At 73.9% G+C, this 20,848-nt stretch carries 13 protein-coding genes; 7 read left to right on the forward strand and 6 right to left on the reverse strand.

The window, feature by feature from the left end; genetic code table 11:
* Positions 1-53: 53 nt before the first annotated feature.
* Complete coding sequence (locus B1H19_RS07170) at positions 54-2,699, forward strand: class III lanthionine synthetase LanKC N-terminal domain-containing protein (protein WP_083103780.1); 2,646 nt, start codon at positions 54-56, stop codon at positions 2,697-2,699.
* Here B1H19_RS07170 and B1H19_RS07175 read toward each other — a convergent pair.
* Positions 2,635-7,305, reverse strand: a complete 4,671-nt coding sequence (locus B1H19_RS07175; RefSeq protein ID WP_237289191.1) for a hypothetical protein — start codon at positions 7,303-7,305, stop codon at positions 2,635-2,637. The genes B1H19_RS07170 and B1H19_RS07175 overlap by 65 nt on opposite strands.
* 203 nt (positions 7,306-7,508) lie before the next feature.
* On the opposite strand from B1H19_RS07175, the gene B1H19_RS40970 reads away from it, so the two are divergent.
* Positions 7,509-9,050 carry a S1 family peptidase gene (locus tag B1H19_RS40970; RefSeq protein ID WP_237289193.1) on the forward strand — a complete coding sequence of 514 codons (1,542 nt, stop codon included), beginning with the start codon at positions 7,509-7,511 and terminating at the stop codon, positions 9,048-9,050.
* 106 nt (positions 9,051-9,156) lie between these two features.
* Here B1H19_RS40970 and hemC read toward each other — a convergent pair whose 3' ends face one another.
* Both hemC and B1H19_RS07190 read right to left on the reverse strand, forming a co-directional pair.
* On the reverse strand, positions 9,157-10,110 hold the full coding sequence (hemC, locus tag B1H19_RS07185) for a hydroxymethylbilane synthase (protein ID WP_083103782.1): 954 nt from the start codon (positions 10,108-10,110) through the stop codon (positions 9,157-9,159).
* Positions 10,111-10,200: 90 nt separating this feature from the next.
* Positions 10,201-10,974, reverse strand: a complete 774-nt coding sequence (locus B1H19_RS07190; RefSeq protein WP_083103783.1) for a VOC family protein — start codon at positions 10,972-10,974, stop codon at positions 10,201-10,203.
* A 207-nt stretch (positions 10,975-11,181) separates the two neighbouring features.
* Here B1H19_RS07190 and B1H19_RS07195 point away from each other — a divergent pair, with 207 nt between their 5' ends.
* The 3 genes from B1H19_RS07195 (at position 11,182) to B1H19_RS07205 (ending at position 14,505) form a co-directional block, all read left to right on the forward strand.
* Entirely contained in the window at positions 11,182-13,590 is a 2,409-nt protein-coding gene (locus tag B1H19_RS07195) for a SpoIIE family protein phosphatase (RefSeq protein ID WP_083103784.1), read from the forward strand.
* Between the two features lie 109 nt (positions 13,591-13,699).
* Complete coding sequence (locus B1H19_RS07200) at positions 13,700-13,891, forward strand: hypothetical protein (RefSeq protein WP_083103785.1); 192 nt, start codon at positions 13,700-13,702, stop codon at positions 13,889-13,891.
* Between the two features lie 107 nt (positions 13,892-13,998).
* Positions 13,999-14,505 carry a DinB family protein gene (locus tag B1H19_RS07205; protein ID WP_083103786.1) on the forward strand — a complete coding sequence of 169 codons (507 nt, stop codon included), beginning with the start codon at positions 13,999-14,001 and terminating at the stop codon, positions 14,503-14,505.
* Between the two features lie 66 nt (positions 14,506-14,571).
* On the opposite strand, the gene B1H19_RS07210 is transcribed toward B1H19_RS07205, so the two are convergent.
* Together B1H19_RS07210 and B1H19_RS07215 are read right to left on the reverse strand one after the other, a co-directional pair.
* A complete protein-coding gene (locus B1H19_RS07210) occupies positions 14,572-15,576 on the reverse strand; it encodes an alpha/beta hydrolase (protein WP_083103787.1) in 1,005 nt (334 codons plus the stop codon).
* Between the two features lie 46 nt (positions 15,577-15,622).
* The gene (locus B1H19_RS07215; RefSeq protein WP_083103788.1) at positions 15,623-17,044 is read right to left on the reverse strand and encodes an MFS transporter; all 1,422 of its coding nucleotides are present in this window, start codon (positions 17,042-17,044) and stop codon (positions 15,623-15,625) included.
* A 26-nt stretch (positions 17,045-17,070) separates the two neighbouring features.
* On the opposite strand from B1H19_RS07215, the gene B1H19_RS07220 reads away from it, so the two are divergent.
* Together B1H19_RS07220 and B1H19_RS07225 are read left to right on the forward strand one after the other, a co-directional pair.
* A complete protein-coding gene (locus tag B1H19_RS07220; protein WP_083103789.1) occupies positions 17,071-17,604 on the forward strand; it encodes a CGNR zinc finger domain-containing protein in 534 nt (177 codons plus the stop codon).
* 598 nt (positions 17,605-18,202) lie between these two features.
* On the forward strand, positions 18,203-18,718 hold the full coding sequence (locus B1H19_RS07225) for a winged helix-turn-helix domain-containing protein (protein WP_237289196.1): 516 nt from the start codon (positions 18,203-18,205) through the stop codon (positions 18,716-18,718).
* A gap of 115 nt (positions 18,719-18,833) precedes the next feature.
* Here the strand turns inward: B1H19_RS07225 and B1H19_RS07230 are convergent, their stop codons facing one another.
* A complete protein-coding gene (locus B1H19_RS07230; RefSeq protein ID WP_083103791.1) occupies positions 18,834-20,531 on the reverse strand; it encodes a hydrogenase maturation protein in 1,698 nt (565 codons plus the stop codon).
* Positions 20,532-20,848: the final 317 nt, after the last annotated feature.

Consider the following 20,848-nt stretch of genomic DNA (forward strand, 5'->3'; position numbering starts at 1 on the left):
GAAAACCTGAAATCGCCCGGCTGACGGGCACGGCCCCGAGAGGGATGCACACTGTGACGCATTGGCAGGCGGAGAACGCGCTTGCGGCCCTGGGTGACAGGGCATCGCTCTCGGGGTTCGGCACGACCACCGGCCCGTTATGGACGCGCGTTCGCCCGCACGAGGCGGCCCCGCTTCCCGACGACGGCTGGAAATTCCATATCTCCTCCCGGGCGGCCACGCTCCCAGAACTGGCGGACCGCCTGCTTCCGGTTCTTCTGCGGGAGCGCTGTCACTTCAAAATCGCCCGCTCCGACGAAGTCCTGACCCGACTCAACTCCGGCCGCCGGTACCCGGCCGCCATCGGCAAGGCCGTCACCGTCTATCCCGAGCAGTCCCGCGTCCGCGAACTGGGACTGCTGCTCGCGGAATTGCTCCGGGGACACGTCGGCCCCCGCGTACTGAGCGACCGCAGGGTGGACGACCGGGCGCCGGTGTACTACCGGTACGGCCCCTTCCGTTCCCGCTGGTCGTCCGGGGCCCAGGGCCTGCCCGTCCTGCGGATCCACGGCCCCGGCGGCGAGGGCTTCGACGCGGCGGCCACCCTCGCCTACCGGCAGCCCTCCTGGGTGGCCGATCCGTTCGTCACGGGCGACGACTCCCGGCCGGTGCGCGAGGCCGAGCCGGAGCTGCTCGGTGGCCGGTTCCGCGTCGTCGAGGGCGTCTTCCAGGCGGCGCACGGGAACGTCTACCGCGCCCTGGACGTCCGCTCCTACCGGCCCGGTGCGCCGGCGCTGATCGTCAAGCAGGCCCGCGCATACGTCGGCGAGTCCGCCGGGGGAATCGACGTCCGGGCGCGGCTGCGCAACGAACGGCGGATCCTGGAGACCTGCGACTCGGTGCCCGGTATCCCGCGCTTCCTCGATCATTTCTCGCACGGCGACGACGAGTTCCTGGTGACCACCGATGCGGGCGGCACCCATCTGCTCAAACTGATCGAGAGCGACGGCGCCATGCTCCCGCCGCCCGCGAGCGACCCGACCGGGACCGCCGCGCGCGCCTTCGCCCGGCTGGCCGCCGCCCTCGGCGACACGCTGCACGCCCTGCACCAGCGCGGAGTGATCATGCGCGACCTGACCCCGCGCAACATCGTGCTGCGGGACGGCCGCCCCACCATCATCGACTTCGGCATCTCGGCGCTGGACGGCTTCCATCTGCCCGGCGGCACCCCCGGATTCGCTCCCCCCGAACAGCTGGCGGACGAGGGCCCGCCGCGCGTCGAGGACGACCATTACGCGCTGGGCATGGTGCTCGCCCATGCCGCCACCGGGGTGCTGCCGCTGCCCGGCGCGGCCCCCGCCGCGCTCGCCCGTACCCGGATGCGGCAGACCCTGGCCGCGGTCCACGGCGACGGCCGGCCCGGCTTCGCGGCGCTGATCGCGGATCTGACCTGCGGCGACCGCGCCACGGCCGGGCGGGCGGCCGACCGGCTGCGCAACGGCTCCTGGCTGACCGAGGCGCCCGGCCGCGCCCGCGCCGTGCCGGTCCTCCCGGAGGTGGGGACGGAGGTCTGCGTCCGGCTTGAGGAACGGACCCTCGGGCTGCTCGTGGACCGGGTCGGGGAGTACCAGTTCGGCGGCGAGCCCGGCGATTTCGCCGCCGTGGACGCGGCGGTGTACTCCGGCGGCGCGGGGATCGGCCTGGAGCTGCTGCACCACCGCGGCCGGCCGGGGGTGGACGAGCTGCTGGAGCGGCTCGCGGCGCACTCCGTGACGGCCCTGCACAGGGTGGCCCCGGCGCCGGGGCTGTTCTCGGGGCGCACCGGCACCGAGATCTTCCTCGCCGCGGCGCGGGCGGCCGGGGTCGCCATACCGCACGAGGTGCCGCCGGCGTCCGGCGACCGCGCCGGGGACGAGGAACTCGATGTGATCAGCGGCCGCGCCGGTGTGGGCCTGGGCGCGCTCCTGCTGGGGGATCTCGAAACGGCGCACGACCAGGCGCGGCGGCTGGTGGCGCAGCCGGGCCTGAGCGTGCTGCCGCCGCTCGGCGCCTCGATCGCACAGAACCCGGATTTCGGCTACGCCCATGGCTTCGCGGGCGCGGTCGACTGCCTGATCGCGGTCGCCGCGCACACCGACGATCCGCAACTCCACGGTGCGGCGCGGCGCCGCGCCCGTGCCCTGGCCGAACGCGTCCTGCGGCTGGTCGCGGGGTGCCAGGTCGCCTCGGCCTCCCCCATGACCGCCTCGTGGTGCCGCGGACTGGCCGGCGCCGCACGGGTCCTGCTCCATGCCCATCTGCGCTACGGCGAGGCCGCGTTCCTGACCTCGGCGCAGGCGGCCGCCTCCGCCTGCGCCGCCTTCCTGCCCCGGATGAGCAGACCGGGCCAGTGCTGCGGTATCGCCGGGGTCGGCAGCATGCTCGTGGACATGGCCCGGGCCACCGGTCAGGAGCGGTTCCAGGAGGCGGCCCGGACTGCCGCCCGTCAGCTGCTGATCCGCAGTTACGGCCCGGACGACGCCCCCCTGTTCGTCCACCCCGACTTCCAGCAGCTGCCCTACTCCTGGTCCCAGGGGTACGCCGGCGTCCTGGCCTTCCTGCGCCGCCTGAACTGGCCGGAGACCCCGGAGCCGCTGCCGTGGCCCGCGGACCTGCTCAGCGCCGCGCCCATGCCTCGGCGAACATCTCGTGCAGCGGACGCGGCGGCAGCAGACGGGTGAACGGGCCGTCCAGTTCGCGTTTCTCGGTCGCCGCGGCCAGATGGGCGTCGAGTTTGGCGGTCTCCAGGGGCAGATGGGGCGCCTTGAGCTCCGTCCAGCCGCCGGGGAGGAAGGCCGTCCGCCCGGCGCGGCTGCGCTTTTCGGTCACGACGGCGCCGGTGGCGGCCAGTTCGGCCTGGACGGTGCGATGCCGGGCGGTGCTCCAGCCGTTCCACCGGCGGACGGCGCGGTCGGTGGGACGGGCCAGAGTGGCCAGCTGGAGGTACAGCGCGGCGGCGTCCCGGCCCACGCCCAGTGACCCGGCCGCCTCGTCGACCAGGTCCGGCACACTCAGCAGCGGGTTCGCCTCGTAGCCGCCGACCGGTACGGGGGTGTCGGCGGCGCGGGCGGCCAGGTCGGCGATGCCGTCGCGCAGCACCCGTATGCGCTCGATCTCGCCGCGCAGCTCGGTCATGCCCAGCTCCGCGCACAGCCGCGCCATCGCCGCATACGTCCCGGGCCGGCCGAACCCCGCGGGGCGCAGGAACACCGAGCTCCAGCCGCCGGCCACCTGGACGAGCAGCAGCCCCTGGTCGTAGTACATCGGCGGGCGGGCCCGGTCGGTCAACGGCGGCTCCAGGGCCACCACTTCGTACCGCTCCGGCCCGAACAGGGCGCTCATCCGCTCCTCGTCGAGCGCGAAGCGGTGGCTGCGCAGGCGGATGAGCAGGTCCGGGGCGTCCAGGCGCTCGGCCAGCCGCGCGCAGAGCGCCGGCAGCCCGGCGAGGGCCCGGTCGCCGACGGGGCGTTCGGTCAGCGCCCAGGACAGGGCGGAGGCCGCATCGAGGTACGGGGTGTCATAGCTGGGCCGCTCGCCCGGGGAGCCGTCGGCCGTCACCGGGTGAACGTACAGCGAGCCGTACTTGTTGGCGACGATGACCCGGCGCAGGTCCTCGGTCAGCAGACCGCCGCCCCGGGGATCGCCGAGCGCCGCCGCCATGCCTTCGCCGCTGCCCAGTTCCTTCTCCAGCTCGTCGCTCAACTCCTCGTCCACCGGGGTGCGTTGGCCGAGGAGTGCCGTCCAGGCGTCGGCCATCCGCTCGGCGGCCGCCACCGGCCCGGCGTCGGTCCACAGCTCCGCCGGATCGTCGGGCAGGCCCGCCGCGAGGACACGCATCCGGCCCGCGATACCGAGGCGGCCCGCCAGCGCCTCGGCGGCGCTCGCGACCGAGGCCGTGGCCTGGAACGGCTTGGCGCGCAGCAGCCGCCCGGTCTCGCCGTAGCCCGGCCGGGTGGGCAGCCCGGCGAGCGCATGCACGGCCACCGCCCGGCGGACCCCGCTGCGGGCCACGAAGGCCGCGACGGCCTCGGGGGTCAGGCGCAACGGGCCGCGTTCGGCGAGCAGTTCCAGCAGGCGCGTCAGGCGGCTCGCGTCATCGCGGGTGACGGTGACCGTACGGATCTCGGTGGCGCCCTCGGGCGCGGGCGCCGAGGCGGGCTGCACAAAGCGGTAGCTGCCCGTCGGCCGCAGCTCCGCGGTGGGCTCCGGGGCGGCGCCCTGGCTGCCGTCGCCCATCCCGGTGGCCACCGCCCGGCCCGTCGCGCACAGCGGGCGCAGGGCCTCGCCCGAGGCGCGGCCGAGCCGCCAGCTGCCGGGCTCGGCGAACGGGGACGCGGCCCAGGTGCGCAGCAGGGCGCTCAGCGCGGCGCGGTCCTCCTCCGGGGTGGCCGGGCCGAGGCAGCGCCAGGCGGCGGCCTCGATGCCGTCGCCCAGCAGCACCGCCCAGTCGCGGGGCCGGGCGGGCGGGCCGACCCGACGGGTGGCGTCGTCGATTTGGCCGCGCAGGAAGGCACCGTCGGCGGCGATCGCGGCGACCGTGGCGGGCAGGTCGGGGACCTTGGGCGCGTGGTGGGCGGCGGACACCGCGAGCAGGTCGCGCAGGGCGGTGACCAGCGCGGTGTCGGTGGTCTCGGCGGCGGGGCGGACCCGGGCGCCGGAGACGATCAGCGCCGCCCGCTGCGATACGGCGCGGCGGCGCTCCAGCAGCCGGGCGGCGGTACGGACGGCCCGTATCACGCCGTCCAGGACACCGGGGTCGCGCACATCCGGCAGCACCCGGGCGGCCGCGGCGCGCATCGCCTGCGCGCGGTCGGGTACGTCGCCGTCGGTGCCCGCCGCCAGGAGGGCCTGCACCGCGTCCGCTTCGACCGTGCGCAGCGCCTTGGAGGACTCGGTGTCCCGCGGGGTCAGGAAGTGCCAGAAGGCGGGCGGCGGGAGCATCGGCCCGTCGGCGGCCGCGGCCCCGGACCGCTTGCCGTGCGGGAAGCTTCGCGCCTCCCACAGCAGGGAGTTGTCCGTTGCGGCATAGCAGCGCATCGGGGAGTGGTCGGTCACCACGGCCTCGGCGCCGCCTTCGGGCAGCCGGAGGACGCCCCAGGGATCCTCTCCGGGATGGGTGACGCGGAAGGTGGCGCGCCGTCCGTCGATGCCCTCCAGCAGATAGCGCACCGGGGCGCCGCCGCTGTGTTCCCAGTGCAGGACCCGGCAGCCGGAGACGCCGTCCACCTGGCCCAGCGGGGAGTCGGGGGCACCGGGCGGCAGCGGGGCGAGGGTCTGCATGTCGTGCGTACGGAACAGGCCCGCGGGCGGGGCGGCGGCGAGGAAGGGCGGCAGGGCGGTGTTGTCGGTACGCCGGCCGGTCTCGGGGTCCAGCTCCCGCCAGGCGTCGTCGCGGCCGCCGCGCCGCTCCCCGAAGAGGCAGGAGCTCCAGATCCGCACGCCGTCGCCGAGTTGCTGCTCGAAGTGGTCGATACCGGCGCGGCCGCCCGGCCTGAGCACCCGGGTGCCGTCGTAGCGGCCGCCGCCGTCGGGGGTGGCGAACTGATAGCCCAGGGCACCGTCCGTGCTGCCCCCGTAGGGGACCAGGCCGAGCGCGTGCTCGGGCGTGAAGACGGCCTCGGGCTCGTCGGCCCAGAAGGCACGCTCCGCGGAACGACCGTAGCGCTTACCGGTGTTCCAGCCGATCAGAAAGCTGCCGCCGACGAAGAAAACCGAGTGGACGGCCGCCTCTTCGGGGAGGGCGAAGGCGCACGAGCCGCGCTGCCCGCTGTGGTCGACGGCGATCGCGCGGTCCCGGGCGAAGACGGTCAGCACCGGCCAGGTGCAGGTCACACCGCTGATGGCCGCCTCGCCGCCCAGGCTTCGTACGGCGTCCTCCAAGGCGGGCCAGGCCAGTTCCTCGGGCAGGCCGGCGCGCAGCGTCCGCAGCAGGGGGCCGACGCCGTCGAGGGCCTCCAGGGCGGTGTCGATGCCGTCGAGGGCGGCGATGGCGGGCGGGTCGAGGGTCTTGTCCAGTGTGGCCATGGCTTCCTGCGCCGCGCCCAGTCCGCCGTCCGCGACGGCGTCCAGCAGCCGGGTCACCCGCTCGTGCAGCGCCGCGTCGGTCCCCTCGGCGAGCGGCAGCCGCGGCGCGGCGGTCCGCGGGGCGCGCGGCGCGTACGCCGTGCCCGCCAGGCGGACCCCGAACACCGGGTGGGCGGCCAGCGCACGGTAGTCGCGCCGGGCCGCCGGGCCGCAGAACGTCAGCCGCACGCGCGGTCCGGGGTCGGCCACCGCGATGCCGTTGGCCAGGCAGATGTCGACGAGGTCGGCGTCGAAGAGCGTGTGCCGGAAGCGGGAGCGGTGCAGGGTGACCTCGCGGCCCTCGGCCCGGATCCGCGCGGCGATACGGGGCACCAGCGCGTACAGCTCGTCGGGCATCGGCTGCTGCCGCACCCCGGAGTTCGAGCCGCGGTAGGAGTAGTGGAACGCGAACCGGCCGAGCCACTCCCCCAGTCCGCCCGCCGGGACGATCCGGCCCTCCGCAAGGGCGTCGTCGACTCCGGTGGCCGCCAGCAGCCGCAGCCAGGCCGCGCCGTCGGTGACCGAGGTCGGGAACAGCTCCGCCAGCGCCTGGCGCACCGGCGCCGACGGCGGCTCCTGGGCGAAGAGCGGCGCCAGGCCGTCGAGCACGGCATCCGGCAGGGGGCGGCCCGTCGACGCCACCAGGAGGTCGCCGAGGGCCTGCGCGCTCTGTGCGATGCCGAGCCCCGCGGCCTTGGCCGATACCTGCACCCTGCGGTGCAGATCGTTCCCGGGCGCGCCGCCGCCGGCGACGAACGCCCGCAGGAACCGCAGGAACTCCCGGTGGGCGTCGGCCGCTTCGAGGGTGGTGTGCAGCCGCCGCTGCTGAACGGCGATCTCCTTGCCGGGCAGCGCGCCGAGGCGGGCGTAGAGCAGGACGTTGGCCCGGTGGTACGCCTCGTCGACCGGCAGGCCGTGCACCTTCTCGGCCGTGCGGGCCAGGCCGTACGCCGTACCGGAGTGGCGGGGCAGCCAGGGGCCCAGGCGATGGCCGACGGTGTCCCAGAACCACGGCAGATACGCCGTCGGAAGCCTGTCCGCACGGCGCTTGAGCTCGTCCATGAACCGGCCCGGTTTGTTCACCGCACGCCCCAGGCCGTCCGTCACCGTCGCGATCAGGTCCTGGGCCTCGCCCTCCCCCTCGGGCGCTTGCAGGCGCGCCCAGTCCAGGAAGACGGTCGAGTTCTTCGCTTCGGCGGGCGGCATGACAGGCAGTGCAGACATGTCCCGAATCTTGGCATGCAGCACTGACAATCGACCGCCGGGCGCCGGGCGGGAGGGTACGGGGCCCGGTGCCGGGACCGGCGGAATTCATCGCACCTTGAGTGGGCCTGAGACGGCGGCGGGCGGGCTGCGTACGACTGGGTGGCAACAGTTGCTCCGGCCGCCGGCGGCGGCCGCCCCAACCCCCACTGGAGGTCAGTGACGTGAGCCCCCGACAGCACAGCCGCAGGCAGGCGGGCCATCGGCAGGTGAACAAGCGCACCGGCGCCATCGCAGGCGCCTCCGCCGCCGCCATCGCCGCGGCCGCGTTCCTGCTGCCCAACGCCCATGCCAGCACCGACACGACGCCCACCCTGCGCACCTTCAGCGCCCCGTCGGCCGCCCGGCTCGCGGCGACCTTGAAGTCGGACCTCGGGGACAAGGCGGCCGGCTGGTACCTGGACGGCAAGACCGGCCACCTCGTCATGAACGTGCTGAGCAAGGAGGAGGCCGACCGTGTCACGGCCAAGGGCGCGGTCGCCAAGGTCGTACGCCACAGCATGGCCGCCCTCGAACAAGGCACGCAAACGCTGCGCGCCACGGCCTCCGTCCCCGGTACCGCCTGGTCGATCGATCCCCGGACGAACAGAATCGTGGTGCTCGCCGACCGGACCGTCACCGGACGGAAGATGGCCACCCTCGCCAAGGCCACCGGGCAGATGGGCGAGATGGTGACCGTCAAACGGTCGGCGGGCGAATTCCGGCGCTACGACGGCGGGGACGCGGGAGCGGGTGCAGGAATGGACGGAGGAGGAAACGGAGCAGGGAACGGCGCAGGCAACGGCGGAGCGGATGCCGGATCCGGTACGGGAGGGGACTCCGGCGCGGGCACCGGTGGCAACGGCGGAATGGGAGGCAACGGCGGGGCGGGAATCGGCGGCGACTCCGGATCCGGCACCGGGGGCGACGCCAGCGCAGGCGCGGGCGGCGACGCCAGTGCGGGCGCAGGAGGCGACGCGAGCGCGGGCGCAGGAGGCGACGCCAGTGCGGGCGCCGGCGGGGACGCCAGTGCGGGGGCAGGCGGGGACGCCAGTGCGGGGGCAGGCGGCGACGCCAGTGCGGGGGCAGGCGGCGACGCCGGAGCCGGCGGGCAACAAGGCGGCGGCGGTGGCCAGTCCGGCGCGACGCCCGCAGGCGGCGACGCCATCTTCGGTGGCAACGCCCGCTGCTCCCTCGGCTTCAACGTCACCGTCCAGGGCGCCCCGGCCTTCCTCACCGCGGGCCACTGCGGCAACGACTCCAAGACCTGGTCCGCCCAACAGGGCGGTCAGCAGCTGGGCACCGTGAAGGACAGCAAGTTCCCCAAGACCGACTTCGCGCTGGTCACCTACGACGATGCGACCGCCAAGCCGCAGAGCGCGGTCACCCTCGGGAACGGGAAGACCCAGCCGATCACCAAGGCCGCGGAGGCCGCCGTGGGGATGAAGGTGCAGCGTTCGGGCAGTACCACCGGGGTCCACGACGGGACCGTCACCGGACTCGACGCCACCGTGAACTACGGCAACGGGGACATCGTCAACGGCCTGATACAGACGGATGTGTGCGCCGAACCGGGCGACAGCGGCGGCTCGATGTTCTCCGGGGACTCGGCCGTCGGTCTGACCTCCGGTGGCAGCGGCGACTGCACCAAGGGCGGGGAGACCTTCTTCCAGCCGGTCACCAAGGCGCTCGAAGCGACCGGCGCAAAGCTCGGCGCCGGGAACTGACCGCGCACCCAACCGGCAACGCACGCACCCCACTTGATCCCCACCACGGCGAGGGCCCCGCACCGTACCCGGCGCGGGGCCCTCGCCCCCTTCCCTCGGTCTTCCGTCAGTGCGCGATCCCGTCGATCAGCTCCCGGGCCCCCTGCCGCAGCAGGGCCACCGCCACCGACGTGCCGAGCGTCTCGGGGGTGAGCGGTCCGGCCCATTCATGGGCGTTGAGGACCGTCTTGCCGTCCGGGGTGAACACACAGGCGCGCAGCGACAGTTCGCCGCACCGATCGGTGGTCGCCAGGCCGGCGATCGGGCTGTTGCAGTGGCCCTGGAGGACGTGCAGCAGCATCCGCTCGGCGGTGGTCTCGCGGAAGGCCGCGGGGTCGCCGAGGCCGCTGACCGCATCGATGGTGGCGGTGTCGTCCTCGCGGCACTGGAGGGCCAGAACGCCCGCGCCGATCGGCGGGCACATCTCGTCGGTGGACAGGATCTGAGTGATCACGTCCGTACGGCCGATGCGCTCCAGCCCGGAGACCGCCAGCAGCAGCGCGTCGGCCTCGCCCGCGGCCAGCTTCGCCATCCGGCGGTTGGCGTTGCCGCGCATCGGGACGCAGGTCAGCTGCGGATGGGAGGCGGCGAGCTGGGCGATGCGCCGTACCGAGGAGGTGCCGATGCGGGTCCCGGCGGGAAGTTCGTCGAGGGTGAGTCCGCCGGGGTGGATCAGCGCGTCGCGGACGTCGTCGCGCTTGAGGAAGGCCGCGAAGACCGTGCCGGCGGGCAACGGCCGGTCACCGGGGATGTCCTTGACGCAGTGCACGGCCAGGTCCGCCTCGCCGGCCAGGAGGGCGGCGTCGACCTCCTTGGTGAACGCGCCCTTCCCCTCGACCTGCGAGAGGGCGCCCATCCACCGGTCGCCGGTGGTCTTGACCGGGACGACCTCGGTGGCGATGGCGGGGTGCAGCGCACGCAACTCGGCGCGGACCCGCTCCACCTGGGCCAGGGCCATGGGCGAGTCACGGGAGACGATGCGGATCAGCTCGGGGGAACGGAGCGGCTCTGGGGCGGACATGACGCCACGATAGACCCTTGCTTGCGGTGCTCCGGGGCGGGCCCGCGGTGGGCGCGTATCCCTTGGCCAGAGCCTTCCGGGGGCCGGGGGTCAGGGCGCCGAGACGGTGAACAGACCGCCGTCGGGGTCGCGTATGACGGACTGGACTCCGGTGCCCTCGGGGCTCTGGGTGATGGGGGTGACGGTGCCGCCCGCGGCGACCGCGGCGGCGGTGACCGCCTCGATGTCGCGCACCGGGAAGTAGACGTGCCACCGGGGGCGCACCCGCGGGTCCGGGGCGGCCTCGACGGCGCCGCCGCGCAGGGTGGCGACGGTGTGGGTGCCGTCGCTGACGATCACCTGCTCGTGCTCGTAGGTGACGTCGCAGCCGTCCGGGGTGGCCCAGTCGAAGACCTCCGCGTAGAAAATGGCGGCCTCGAAGGCGTCGCGGGTACGCAGTTCCAGGCAGGCCGGTGCGCGGCCGTGGCCGACCGACCAGGACAGGGTCTTGCCCTCCCAGAAGCCGAAGGTGGCGCCGTCGCGGTCGGCGGCCAGGGCGGCGCGGCCGGGGCCGAGTTTGAGCGGACCGACGGCGACGGTCGCGCCGCGCTCGCGGATACGGGCCGCGGTGTCGTCGGCGTCGGCCACCGCGAAGTACGAGGTCCAGGCCACCGCGACCTGGAAGTTCTGGGCCAGCGCGCCGATCCCGGCGACCGGCTCCCCGTCGGACATCGCGACCGAGAACTCGTCGCCCAGACTGGCCGGCCGGAAGGTCCAGCCGAGCACCGCGGAGTAGAACTCCTGCGCCGTCTTCAGGTCGCGGGCCAGCAGGCTGACCCAGCACGGCGCGCCGCGGCGGGGGACGACGGGCTTCAGGGGGGACATGAAGATCTGCCTCCTCGTACTCACCGCCCTTTCCCACTGTGCCAGCGAGCGCCGGGAGCGGCGACCGCGGCCTCCCCCGCCCGGCGCAACCACCAACGGCCCCGGCCCACCACGCCGCGGGGTGCCACGCCGGGCATGGAGGGAGCGGTTGTGCCGCTTTTGATCAGGATCGATGCTGTAGGTACTTAACCGGGCTGGGTTGATGCCATGAACGCATGGAATGCGGTGGAGAGCGCCGACTTCCGTGGTCCCCTCGACGTCACCAGGGCGGCCACCGCGGTGCTCGACGCCCGCAACCTGGTCATCGGCTGGAGCCCGGCGGCCGAGCGGCTGCTCGGATACCGGGCACAGGAGATCGTGGGGCGTCCCCTGGAGACCCTGCTGCCGCATCTGGGCACCGGTAGGCCGGGGCAATCGCCGCCGGTGCAGACGCCGGGCAGCGTCTCGCGTACGGCGCGGCACCGCGACGGGCGGCTGCTGTCGGTGGCGACCTCGATCTGCCCGCTGGCCGACACCGGAGGCCGCACCGACGCGCCCGCCCGGGTCCTGGTGGCGGCCGAGCTGGACGGGTTGCGGGCGTGGGAGTCGCAGCAGGCCATGCGGCACGGGCTGGCCACCCAGTCGCCGGTGGGCCTGGCCATCTACGACACGGATCTGCGGCTGACCTGGTTCAACGCCACTTACGGGCGGGAGATCGGGCTGCCGCTGCGGGAATTCATCGGCAAACAGGCCGATGATCTCTATCCGCGGGGCGAGTTCGTCACCGAGGGGTATCCGCGCAGCACCCAGGCGGTGATGGCGCAGGTCCTGGACACCGGTGAGCCGATCGTCGATCTGCACTTCGTGGGGCAGCTGCCCACCGATCCGGGGAGCGAGCACGTGTGGTCGTGCTCCTACTACCGGCTGCACGACGCCGACGGCCGGGTGCTGGGGGTGTGCGAGGACGCCTTCGACATCACGGGCCGCTATCAGGCGCAGCGGCGGCTGAACCTCCTGGTGGACGCGGGCGCACGGCTGGGCACCACGCTCGATATGACCGTCACGGCCCGGGAGATCGCCGAGGTGGCGGTGCCGAAGTTCGCCGCCACCGTGACCGTCGATCTGGTGCAGTCGGTCCTGGAGGGCGAGGAGCCCGAGCACGGGGTGGGGCTGCCGACCCTGGTGCGGGTGGCGGAGCGGTCGGCCGGGGAGAACGGGGGCACGGAGACGACGGGCGGTGCGCACCGGGTCGTCTATCCGCCGGGCTCTCCGCAGTACCGCAGTCTGTCGTCGGGCGGGATCGTACGGGTGGAGAGCACCATGGTCGTGCCGTTGCGGGCCGGCGGCACCCCGCTCGGGCTGGTCACCTTCGTGCGCGGCAGGCACCCCTCCGTCTTCGACAGCGGCGAGGTCGAGCTGGCCGACGAGCTGGTCACCCGGACCGCGGTCTGTCTCGACAACGCCCGCCGCTACACCCGCGAGCACGCCGCCGCGCTGACCCTCCAGCGCACGCTGCTGCCGCAGCATGTGGCCCCGCAGTCCGCCGTCGACCTGGCCCACCGCTATCTGCCCAGCGACAACACCGCCGGGGTCGGCGGCGACTGGTTCGATGTCATCGGCCTGTCCGGCACCCGGGTGGGGCTGGTGGTCGGGGACGTGGTGGGCCACGGTCTCCAGGCGGCGGCCACGATGGGCCGGATGCGGACGACGGTACGGGCCCTGGCCCGGCTGGATCTGTCCCCGGACGAGCTGCTGAGCCGGCTGGACGACCTGGTCGGGCAGCCGGCGGGGGAACGCACCGGCACCCCGGGCGCCGAGGCCGGCGAGGACGTGGCCACCGGGGTGACCTGCCTGTACGCCATCTACGACCCGGTCTCGCGGCACTGCACCATGGCGCGGGCCGGGCATTTGCCGCCGGCCGTCGTCGACCCCGAGGGCCGGCTGTCGTTCCCCGATCTGCCGGCGGGCCCGCCGCTGGGGCTGGGCGGCCTGCCGTTCGAGTCGCTGGAGATCGAGCTGCCGGTGGGCAGTCTGCTGGCGCTGTTCACCGACGGGCTGGTCGAGGGGCGCGAGCGGGACATCGAGGCGGGGCTGCGGACCCTGGGGCGGGTGCTGGGCGAGAACGGCAGACCGCTGGAGGAGCTGTGCGACCGCGCGGTGGCCGAGCTGCTGCCCGCCGGGACCGCGGCCGACGACTCGGCGCTGCTGCTGGTGCGCACCCGCGAGCTGGATGCCCGGCAGGTCGCCGCCTGGGAGCTGCCGGCCGAGCCGGCGGCGGTGGGCCGGGCCCGCGAGCTGGCCACCGGGCAGCTGCGGGCGTGGGGCCTGGAGGAGCTGTCGTACGCCACCGAGCTGGTGGTCAGCGAACTGGTCACCAATGGCGTACGGCATGCGTCCGGGCCGCTGCATCTGCGGCTGCTGCGCGATCTGACCCTGCTCACGGAGGTCTCCGACACCGGCCACACCTCGCCCCATCTGCGGCACGCCGCGAGCGACGACGAGGGCGGCCGGGGGCTGTTCATCGTCGCGCAGCTGGTGCAACGCTGGGGGACGCGGTACACGCCGTACGGGAAGACGATCTGGACCGAGCAGGCGTTTCCGCCGGACTATCCGGGGACGCCGCGCCCGGTCGGATAGGGCCCGTGGGCATGCGCCGGCGGTACGCCGTGCGGGTGTCGGCGGGTGGGCCGATGATGGAGGCAAGCGACCGCCCTGGGATTCGGCGGGCGCGGGACAAGGAGGACCTGTGACGAGCAACGGGAGCCAGAAGTCGGCCGCGCCCCGGCCGGTGGAGCTGTACACGGGTGGCGAGCGGCCCTTCGATGCGGAGGACCTGGTCAAGGCTTCCGGGCGGGAGCCGACGCCCGAGAGCCTGGAGTGGGCCCAGCGGCTGATCGACGAGAAGGGACCTGCCGCCATCGAGCGGTATCTGCCGTGACGTCCCGATGATCACGGAAACCCGGACCTCGCGCGGCCGAGCGCTGCGCGGGAGCCGGGTTTGCCGTCGGCCCCGTACGGGCCGTGCGGTGCGGCTACTGTGACGCGATGACCATTGAACGCATAGGCCCACCGGTGCGCGCGGGGGAACGCGAGTCACTCCGGGCGAGCCTCGACTTCCACCGGGCGACGCTCGCCCTGAAGACCGACGGCCTGGACACCGGACAGCTGCGGCGCCGCTCGATGCCGCCGTCCGGGCTCTCGCTGCTGGGGCTGGTGCGGCATATGGCGGAGGTGGAGCGCACCTGGTTCCGGCGGGTGATCGCCGCGGAGGACATCGGGCTGGTGTGGTCGCCCGAGGGCGACTTCCAGGTGGCGTACGACGCGGCCGCGGCCGACCCCGAGGAGGCGTTCGGCGCCTGGCGGACCGAGATCGAGCACGCCCGGCGCATCGAACGGGCCGCGGAATCCCTGGAGGTGACGGGTTATCAGCCGCGGTGGGGGGAGCATGTCTCGCTGCGGGCGGTGATGCTCCACATGATCCACGAGTACGCCCGGCACAACGGCCATGCGGACTTCCTGCGCGAGGGGATCGACGGGGTGGTGGGGGTCTGAGGAACGCCCGCCGGAACGGGCGCCTGCCCCCGTCCCGGCGGGGGCGGGGGCAGGCGCGGCGCAGGGTCAGTGCGCCAGGAGCCGGCGCAGCCAGTTCAGCGGCGCGACCGCCGCTTCCCGGGAGAGCGCGGACTTGGGGGCCATCCCCGTGAAGCCGTGGAAGCCGCCCGGCCAGACGTGGAGTTCGGCCCGGCCGCCCGCCTGCCACAGGCGCGAGGCGTAGTCGATGACCTCGTCCCGGAAGGTCTCGGCCGAGCCGACGTCGATGAACGCCGGCGGCAGCCCCGACAGGTCCTCGGCGCGGGCGGGCGCGGCGTAGGGCGAGACGTCCGGGCCGCCGCGCGCCGCTCCGAGCAGCGCCGTCCAGCCGGTGTCGTTGGCCGTACGGTCCCAGACGCCGAGGCCCGCCATCTGGTGGCTGGAGGGGGTGTCGTTGCGGTCGTCGAGCATGGGGCACAGCAGCAGCTGCCCGGCGAACTCCGGGCCCCCGCGGTCGCGGGCCATCAGCGCCACGGCCGCGGCGAGTCCGCCACCGGCGCTGACGCCCGCGACGACGATGCGTCCGGGGTCGACACCGAGGTCGGCGGCGTGCGCGGCGGTCCAGAGCAGACCGGCGTAGCAGTCCTCCACCGGTGCCGGGTGCGGATTCTCCGGGGCGAGCCGGTATCCGACCGAGACCAGGGTCGCGCCCAACTGCCGCGCGACCTCCGAGAAGCCCAGGGCGCCGCTGCGGTGATCCCCGACGATCATGCCGCCGCCGTGGAGCGCGTAGAGGGCGGGCGTCGGTCCCTTCGCCCCCACCGGTCGCAGGATCACCAGCGGAATCTCGGGCGCACCCGGCGGCCCCGGGACGGTGCGGTGCTCCACCGCGAAGGCGCCGTCGAGGGAGAGCTGCTCGTCGGAAGGCACCGCTCTCATGGGCGAGTTGCGCAGGTCGGGGATCATCTCGGGCCGGATGGAGGGCGTCAGGTCCTGGCCTATGGCCTCCAGGGCGAGGGCCAGTTCGGGGTCGAACGGCGGCGGCGGTCCGATGGGCGTGGGCCGTTCCTCGGCACGCTGGGTTTCGGTCATGCGTCCTCCTTGGGTCGATGCCTGGATCGCGTAAGGAATCACGTCGTCAACAACGGACATCCTGCCCTGTCGCGGGCGCCCGGTGCCGTATCGCGGTGCGGAGCGGCTCCGCCGGGCGGCGGGGGCGCCCGAGCAGGACGGTCAACAGCGCGCCGAGCAGCGCGAGGGCGCCCGCCAGCAGGAAGACCGCGGACAGGCCGGCGGCGGCGTAGGCGGTGCCCAGCAGGGCGATCCCGAGGGCGAGGCCGAGCTGGCGGGCGCCGTTGGCCGCCGCGGCGGCGACACCGCTGTGGGCCGGGGGCGCCGCGGCCATGGCCGTGGCCGGCAGTACGGGCGAGACCAGCCCCGCGCCGGCGCCGGTGAGGACGAGGCCGGGGAGTAACACCGGCCAGGACGGGCCGGTTTGTGCGCCGAGCAGGGTCAGATCGCCGATGCCCACCAGGAGGCAGCCGCCCGCGATGGCCCACCGGGCGGGGACCCGGTGCAGGGCGCTGCCGGCCAGCGCGGAGGTGACGAAGAAGGCCAGCGGCTGGGCGGTCAGGACGAGCGAGGTGGCGAACGCGCCGAGGCCGGCGTGGTGCTGGAGCCAGAGGGAGAGCACCGGCAGGAAGCCGAAGGCGGCCGGATAGTAGGTGCCGGAGGCGGTCAGCAGTCCGTTGAAGGCGGGGGTGCGGAACAGGGCGAGGGGGAGCATGGGGTGCGCCGAGGCCCGTTCGACGAGGACGAGGACGAGCAGCGCCGCGGCGCCGACGGCGAAGCCCACAAGCGTGCCGGGATCGCCCCAGCCCCGCTCGCCGCCGCGGACGAAGCCGAAGGTGACGCCGGTCGCGGCCACGGTGAAGGCGGCGATCCCCGGCCAGTCGACGCGGGCCGGGGTACGGGCGTCGGCGGCCAGCACCTTCCAGGACAGCAGCAGGGTCGCCAGGCACAGCGGGACCGCGCCGTGGAAGAGCCAGCGCCAGGACAGGAATTGGGTGAGCATCCCGCCCGCGACGTTGCCGACGCCCGCGGCGGCCCCCGCGACCGCGCCCCAGACGGCGAAGGCGCGGGCCCGGTCGCGTCCGCTGTAGGTGAGGCCGATCAGCGGCAGCAGGGTGGCGAACATCGCGGCGCCGGCGATGCCCTGGGCGGCGCGGGCGGCGATCAGCAGCGGGGCGCTGGGGGCCGTTCCGCAGGCGAGGGTGGCCAGGGTGAAGACGGCGAGCCCGAGGAGGTAGAGCCGTTTGCGACCGAGGGTGTCGCCGAGCGAGCCCATGCCGAGCAGCAGTCCGGCCAGGGCGAGGGTGTAGACGTCGACGATCCATTGCAGGGCGCCGAAGTCCGCGTGGAGGTCACCGGCGATGCGCGGCAGCGCCACCGTCACGATCGTGGCGTAAACGAGCAGGAGGAAAGTGCCGAGGCAGGTGGCGACGAGGGGCAGCCACCTGCCGCGGTCGGCCGAATTCCGGTCGGGCAGAGGTGAGTTCATGCGGCTCACCCTGCTGTAATGCTCTTATGCAGCTGAACCCTTACGGGCGTGACCTCGTCCGCTTTGTGATCGACCTCACGAACACGCCTCCGACCTGCGCCGAGGAGCTGGCCGAACGCTGCCGGGCGGGCGGCATGCTCCTGGAGGACCCGGTGACGGACACGGATCTGACCGAGGTGCTGGCGTTCCTGGCGCGCTGGGCCGAGGTGGTGGACGCCGCTACGGACGCCCGCCGGGCGGCTCTGCTCAATGAGCTGCTCGCGGAGTTCGCCGAGCATCCCCGGCTGACCGACCACGGGGGCGGCATCTGGCACATTCACTATCGCGATGATGACCGGACGCCGGCCGGCGTGCTGTGCGCGGTGGCGAGCGTCGGCACCGCACTGCATCTGACCTCTCTGGGCATGCACCGGCTGGGCCGCTGTGCGCTCGCCGACTGCCGCCGGGCCTATGCCGACTTCAGCCGCGCCGGGCGGCAGCGGTACTGCTCCCCCGCCTGCGCCAATCGCGATGCGGTGCGCCGGCATCGCGCCAGGAGGGCGGCGATGAGCCGATCATGACGCGTTTTCCGCCCCGTTCATCCCTCAACTATTCGTAAATGTCGGCCAATTCGAAGGCGATTTCCAGCCACCCGGCACATTGCTCGCCTCCACGTACGCGGCGGGGCAGCGCGCTCTTTCGGCCACCCTCCGCCCCCGCGTTCGCCGGTTTCCCCGCATGCCGGACCCGCGCCGGACACCTTCCCGGCACGTTCCTGCGGCGTTTGGGGCGCCGCCACCCTCCGTACAGCGAGATGTCGCCTCCTCAGGCTAACCGGCGAGTATCTGACGCTGCGCCAGGTCAGCGGGAAAACGTCCAAAGACCAACTGCGATTAGCGGACGCTACTTTCCGGAAGCATGCGATCACATGTAGCGTTCGACTGAACCTGAGCCGCGGCTTTGCACCATGTCACGGCCGGGCCACGGGACTGGGCGTGCACGCTTCCGGTACGAACGGAGCGAAAAGCCCCGTCGACCGCACCGGGGGCGCGCCGCGCTCGTCCCGTAGTGCCGTTGCACACCGAACGTCGAGCACCGCCATGTCTCTGTCCGTACACGCCTGCTTTGCAAGAGGAATGGGCCCAGATCATGTTTATGAACTCCTCGACGACCCTTGTCTTGCGACCAGAGTCGGAGTTCGGCCTGCCGGCCGACGCCGCGCCCGACGACGGGCCTCCGCTGGCAGTCGACCGGCTTCCCGACGGCAAGTGGCAGCTGACCCTGCACGACCTCGAACCGGTATCGGTCCACCGGCTACCGGACGAGGTGCACATCATCCTGGCCCCGCCGTGCGGCGAGCCACCCCGCCCCACCACGGCGAAGACGCCGGCACCGGCCCCGGAGCCGACCCCGGACCCGATACGGATCGACACCGCTGCCCGCACCGTATACATCGAGGGACGCCAACTCGACCTGCCACGGCTGGAATTCGACCTGCTCGCCCACCTGGTGCTGCACCCCCAGCGCGCCTTCACCCGACAGCAGCTGATGGACGCCCTGTGGCCCACCTGCCGCTCCAGCGCCCGCACCGTTGACGTCCACATCGCCCGCCTGCGCCGCCGCCTGGGCCCGGGCTGTCGCGACTCCATCAGCACCGTCTTCGGCATCGGCTACAAGTACCTGCCGGCCCCCTGAACCGTCCCGTATCCCGCACCCGGCCGGTTCCCGCACCCGGCACGGTCGTCCTTCGGCCCCGTACACCCCTGCACCGGCGCCCCCCGTACGCCGGTGCAGGGGCCGGGGCACGAGGTCATCCGGCCGTCGGCCGTGCCGTCACGGGCTCCTTGCGGACGAAGGCGCGCCGCAGCACGTGGTACGACCGGTCCCGGCCGTAGAACTGGGTGTGCATCCGGGCCAGTTCGTCCGCCCGGTAGGCGGCGAGCGGCCGCTCGGCCTCATCCCGTTCCCGGGTGGCCTTCTTCGCGGCGATCCGCGGCTGGCAGGCGGACGACGCGGCCAGCCGGGCGGCGAGCCGAGCGGTCCGAGCGGTGAAGTCCTGCGGGGCGCAGTCGACGATCCGGTCCACCAGCCCGCACCGCTGAGCGGCTGCGGCCGCGACCGGCAGCGCCCGGTCCATCAGCTCCGCGGCGGCCTCCGGGCCCACGCGGCCGGGCAGGGTGTAGGTCCAGTACTCGGATCCGTACAGCCCCATCAGCCGGTAGTGCGGATTGAGCACCGCGCCCGCGCGGCACCAGACCTCGTCGGCCGCCAGCGCCAGCATCACCCCGCCCGCCGCCGCATTGCCGCCCAGCGCCGCGACCACCAGCCGGTCGGTGGTGGTCAGCACGGCGTGGACGAGGTCGTCCATGGCGTTGATGTTGGCCCAGGACTCCTCGGCGGGGTCCGCGGCGGCCTCGATGACGTTGAGGTGGATGCCGTTGGAGAAGAAGTCCCGGCGGCCGCCGAGGACCAGCACGGACGTCGGCCGGGAGCAGGCGTGGCGGTAGGCGGCCAGCAGCCGGCGGCAGTGGTCGGTGGACATCGCGCCCCCGGGGAAGGAGAAGCGCAGAAACCCGACCGCGCCGTCCTCGTGGTAGCGGATGTCGGCCCAGGTGCGCCCGGCGGCGGTGCCGTCGTCCGCCTCCAGCGGCGCGGGGATCTCGGGTACGGGCGGCAGCCGGTCGCCCAGCGCCAGGGCCGCGGGCAGTTTGACGGTGCCGGGCCCGTCCGGGGTGCGCGGCGGGCGCAGTTCGGGGATCCACACCGCACCGTCGACGGTCGCCCGGCAGATCGCGCCGCACCGGGTGGCGACGATGTCGCCCGGCTCGCCCTTCAGGGTGTCCTCAGGGTGGCCGCCGTGCAGGAACCAGGTCGCGCCGAGGAGTTCGTCGCGGACGCCGGGCCGGGAGTCGGCGGCGCGCAGGGTGCGCAGGACCGTCGCAGTCGGAGCGCTGCGCCAGTCGATCCGGCGGTCGTCCTGGCGCAGCGGCGGCCGGGCGCGGCCGGGCCGTTCGGCGGCGGGGAGCAGGTGCTGGGGCCGCGGGCGGTAGGTGCCGGAGGCGAAGCGCGCGACGGCGGTGTGGACCGCCGCCATCGCCGCATCGGCGATCTCCCCCCGGTAGAGGTCGCTCTTGCCGACCTCGGGGACGGGGCACTCGGCGGCGGCCCACACATCGCCCGCGTCCATCTCGTCGTTGGCCTGGAGCACGGTGACGCCCCAGCGGTCCGCGCCCAGGTGCACCGCCCAGTCCACGGAGGACGGCCCGCGGTCGCCCACGGGGCCGGGGTGCACGATCAGGCAGGTGTAGGCGGACCACACCTCCCGCGGCACGGCCGTGGTGAGCATCGGCGCGATGACGAGGTCCGGGGCGTGGCTGCGCACGGCCGCAAGGAGCGGTGTGCAGCGGGTGACCAGTTCCACGGCCACCTGGTGCCCGGCGTCGCGGAGTTCGGCGTGGACGCGCTGTGTGAGGCTGTTGAACGCGCCGGCGATGAGCAGGATGCGCACGGCAGACTCCCCTGAGCTGGTACCGATGAGCCGTCGGCCGTGATCGTTGCGCAGAAGCCGGGGCGGAGCACCGGACCCGCGGTGCGGGTCATCCGATCGGTGGCCGCCGGGCGGCGCAACGGGCGGATACCGGGGCAGATGCCCTCGCGTTGCGAAAACCGTCCCTCGGCGGAACGTTACTCTTGATTGACATTCACTTGGCGATTCTTTTACTTTCAAATCCCCGGGAGGCGCGCCCTCACCAGCACAAAGGCCCCGTGGTGGCAACGAAGCGAAACATCACGTCATTTCCCGTTTTCACGGAGGAAACCTGACGG

It is taken from the genome of Streptomyces gilvosporeus, assembly GCF_002082195.1.
GTDB classification, from domain to species: domain Bacteria; phylum Actinomycetota; class Actinomycetes; order Streptomycetales; family Streptomycetaceae; genus Streptomyces; species Streptomyces gilvosporeus.

Excerpts from the sequence above, each read along its gene's own strand:
- B1H19_RS07175 (WP_237289191.1), bottom strand. The coding sequence starts at position 7,305 with ATGTCTGCACTGCCTGTCATGCCGCCCGCCGAAGCGAAGAACTCGACC.
- hemC (WP_083103782.1), bottom strand. The coding sequence starts at position 10,110 with ATGTCCGCCCCAGAGCCGCTCCGTTCCCCCGAGCTGATCCGCATCGTC.
- B1H19_RS07190 (WP_083103783.1), bottom strand. The coding sequence starts at position 10,974 with ATGTCCCCCCTGAAGCCCGTCGTCCCCCGCCGCGGCGCGCCGTGCTGG.
- B1H19_RS07195 (WP_083103784.1), top strand. The coding sequence starts at position 11,182 with ATGAACGCATGGAATGCGGTGGAGAGCGCCGACTTCCGTGGTCCCCTC.
- B1H19_RS07205 (WP_083103786.1), top strand. The coding sequence starts at position 13,999 with ATGACCATTGAACGCATAGGCCCACCGGTGCGCGCGGGGGAACGCGAG.
- B1H19_RS07210 (WP_083103787.1), bottom strand. The coding sequence starts at position 15,576 with ATGACCGAAACCCAGCGTGCCGAGGAACGGCCCACGCCCATCGGACCG.
- B1H19_RS07215 (WP_083103788.1), bottom strand. The coding sequence starts at position 17,044 with ATGAACTCACCTCTGCCCGACCGGAATTCGGCCGACCGCGGCAGGTGG.
- B1H19_RS07220 (WP_083103789.1), top strand. The coding sequence starts at position 17,071 with ATGCAGCTGAACCCTTACGGGCGTGACCTCGTCCGCTTTGTGATCGAC.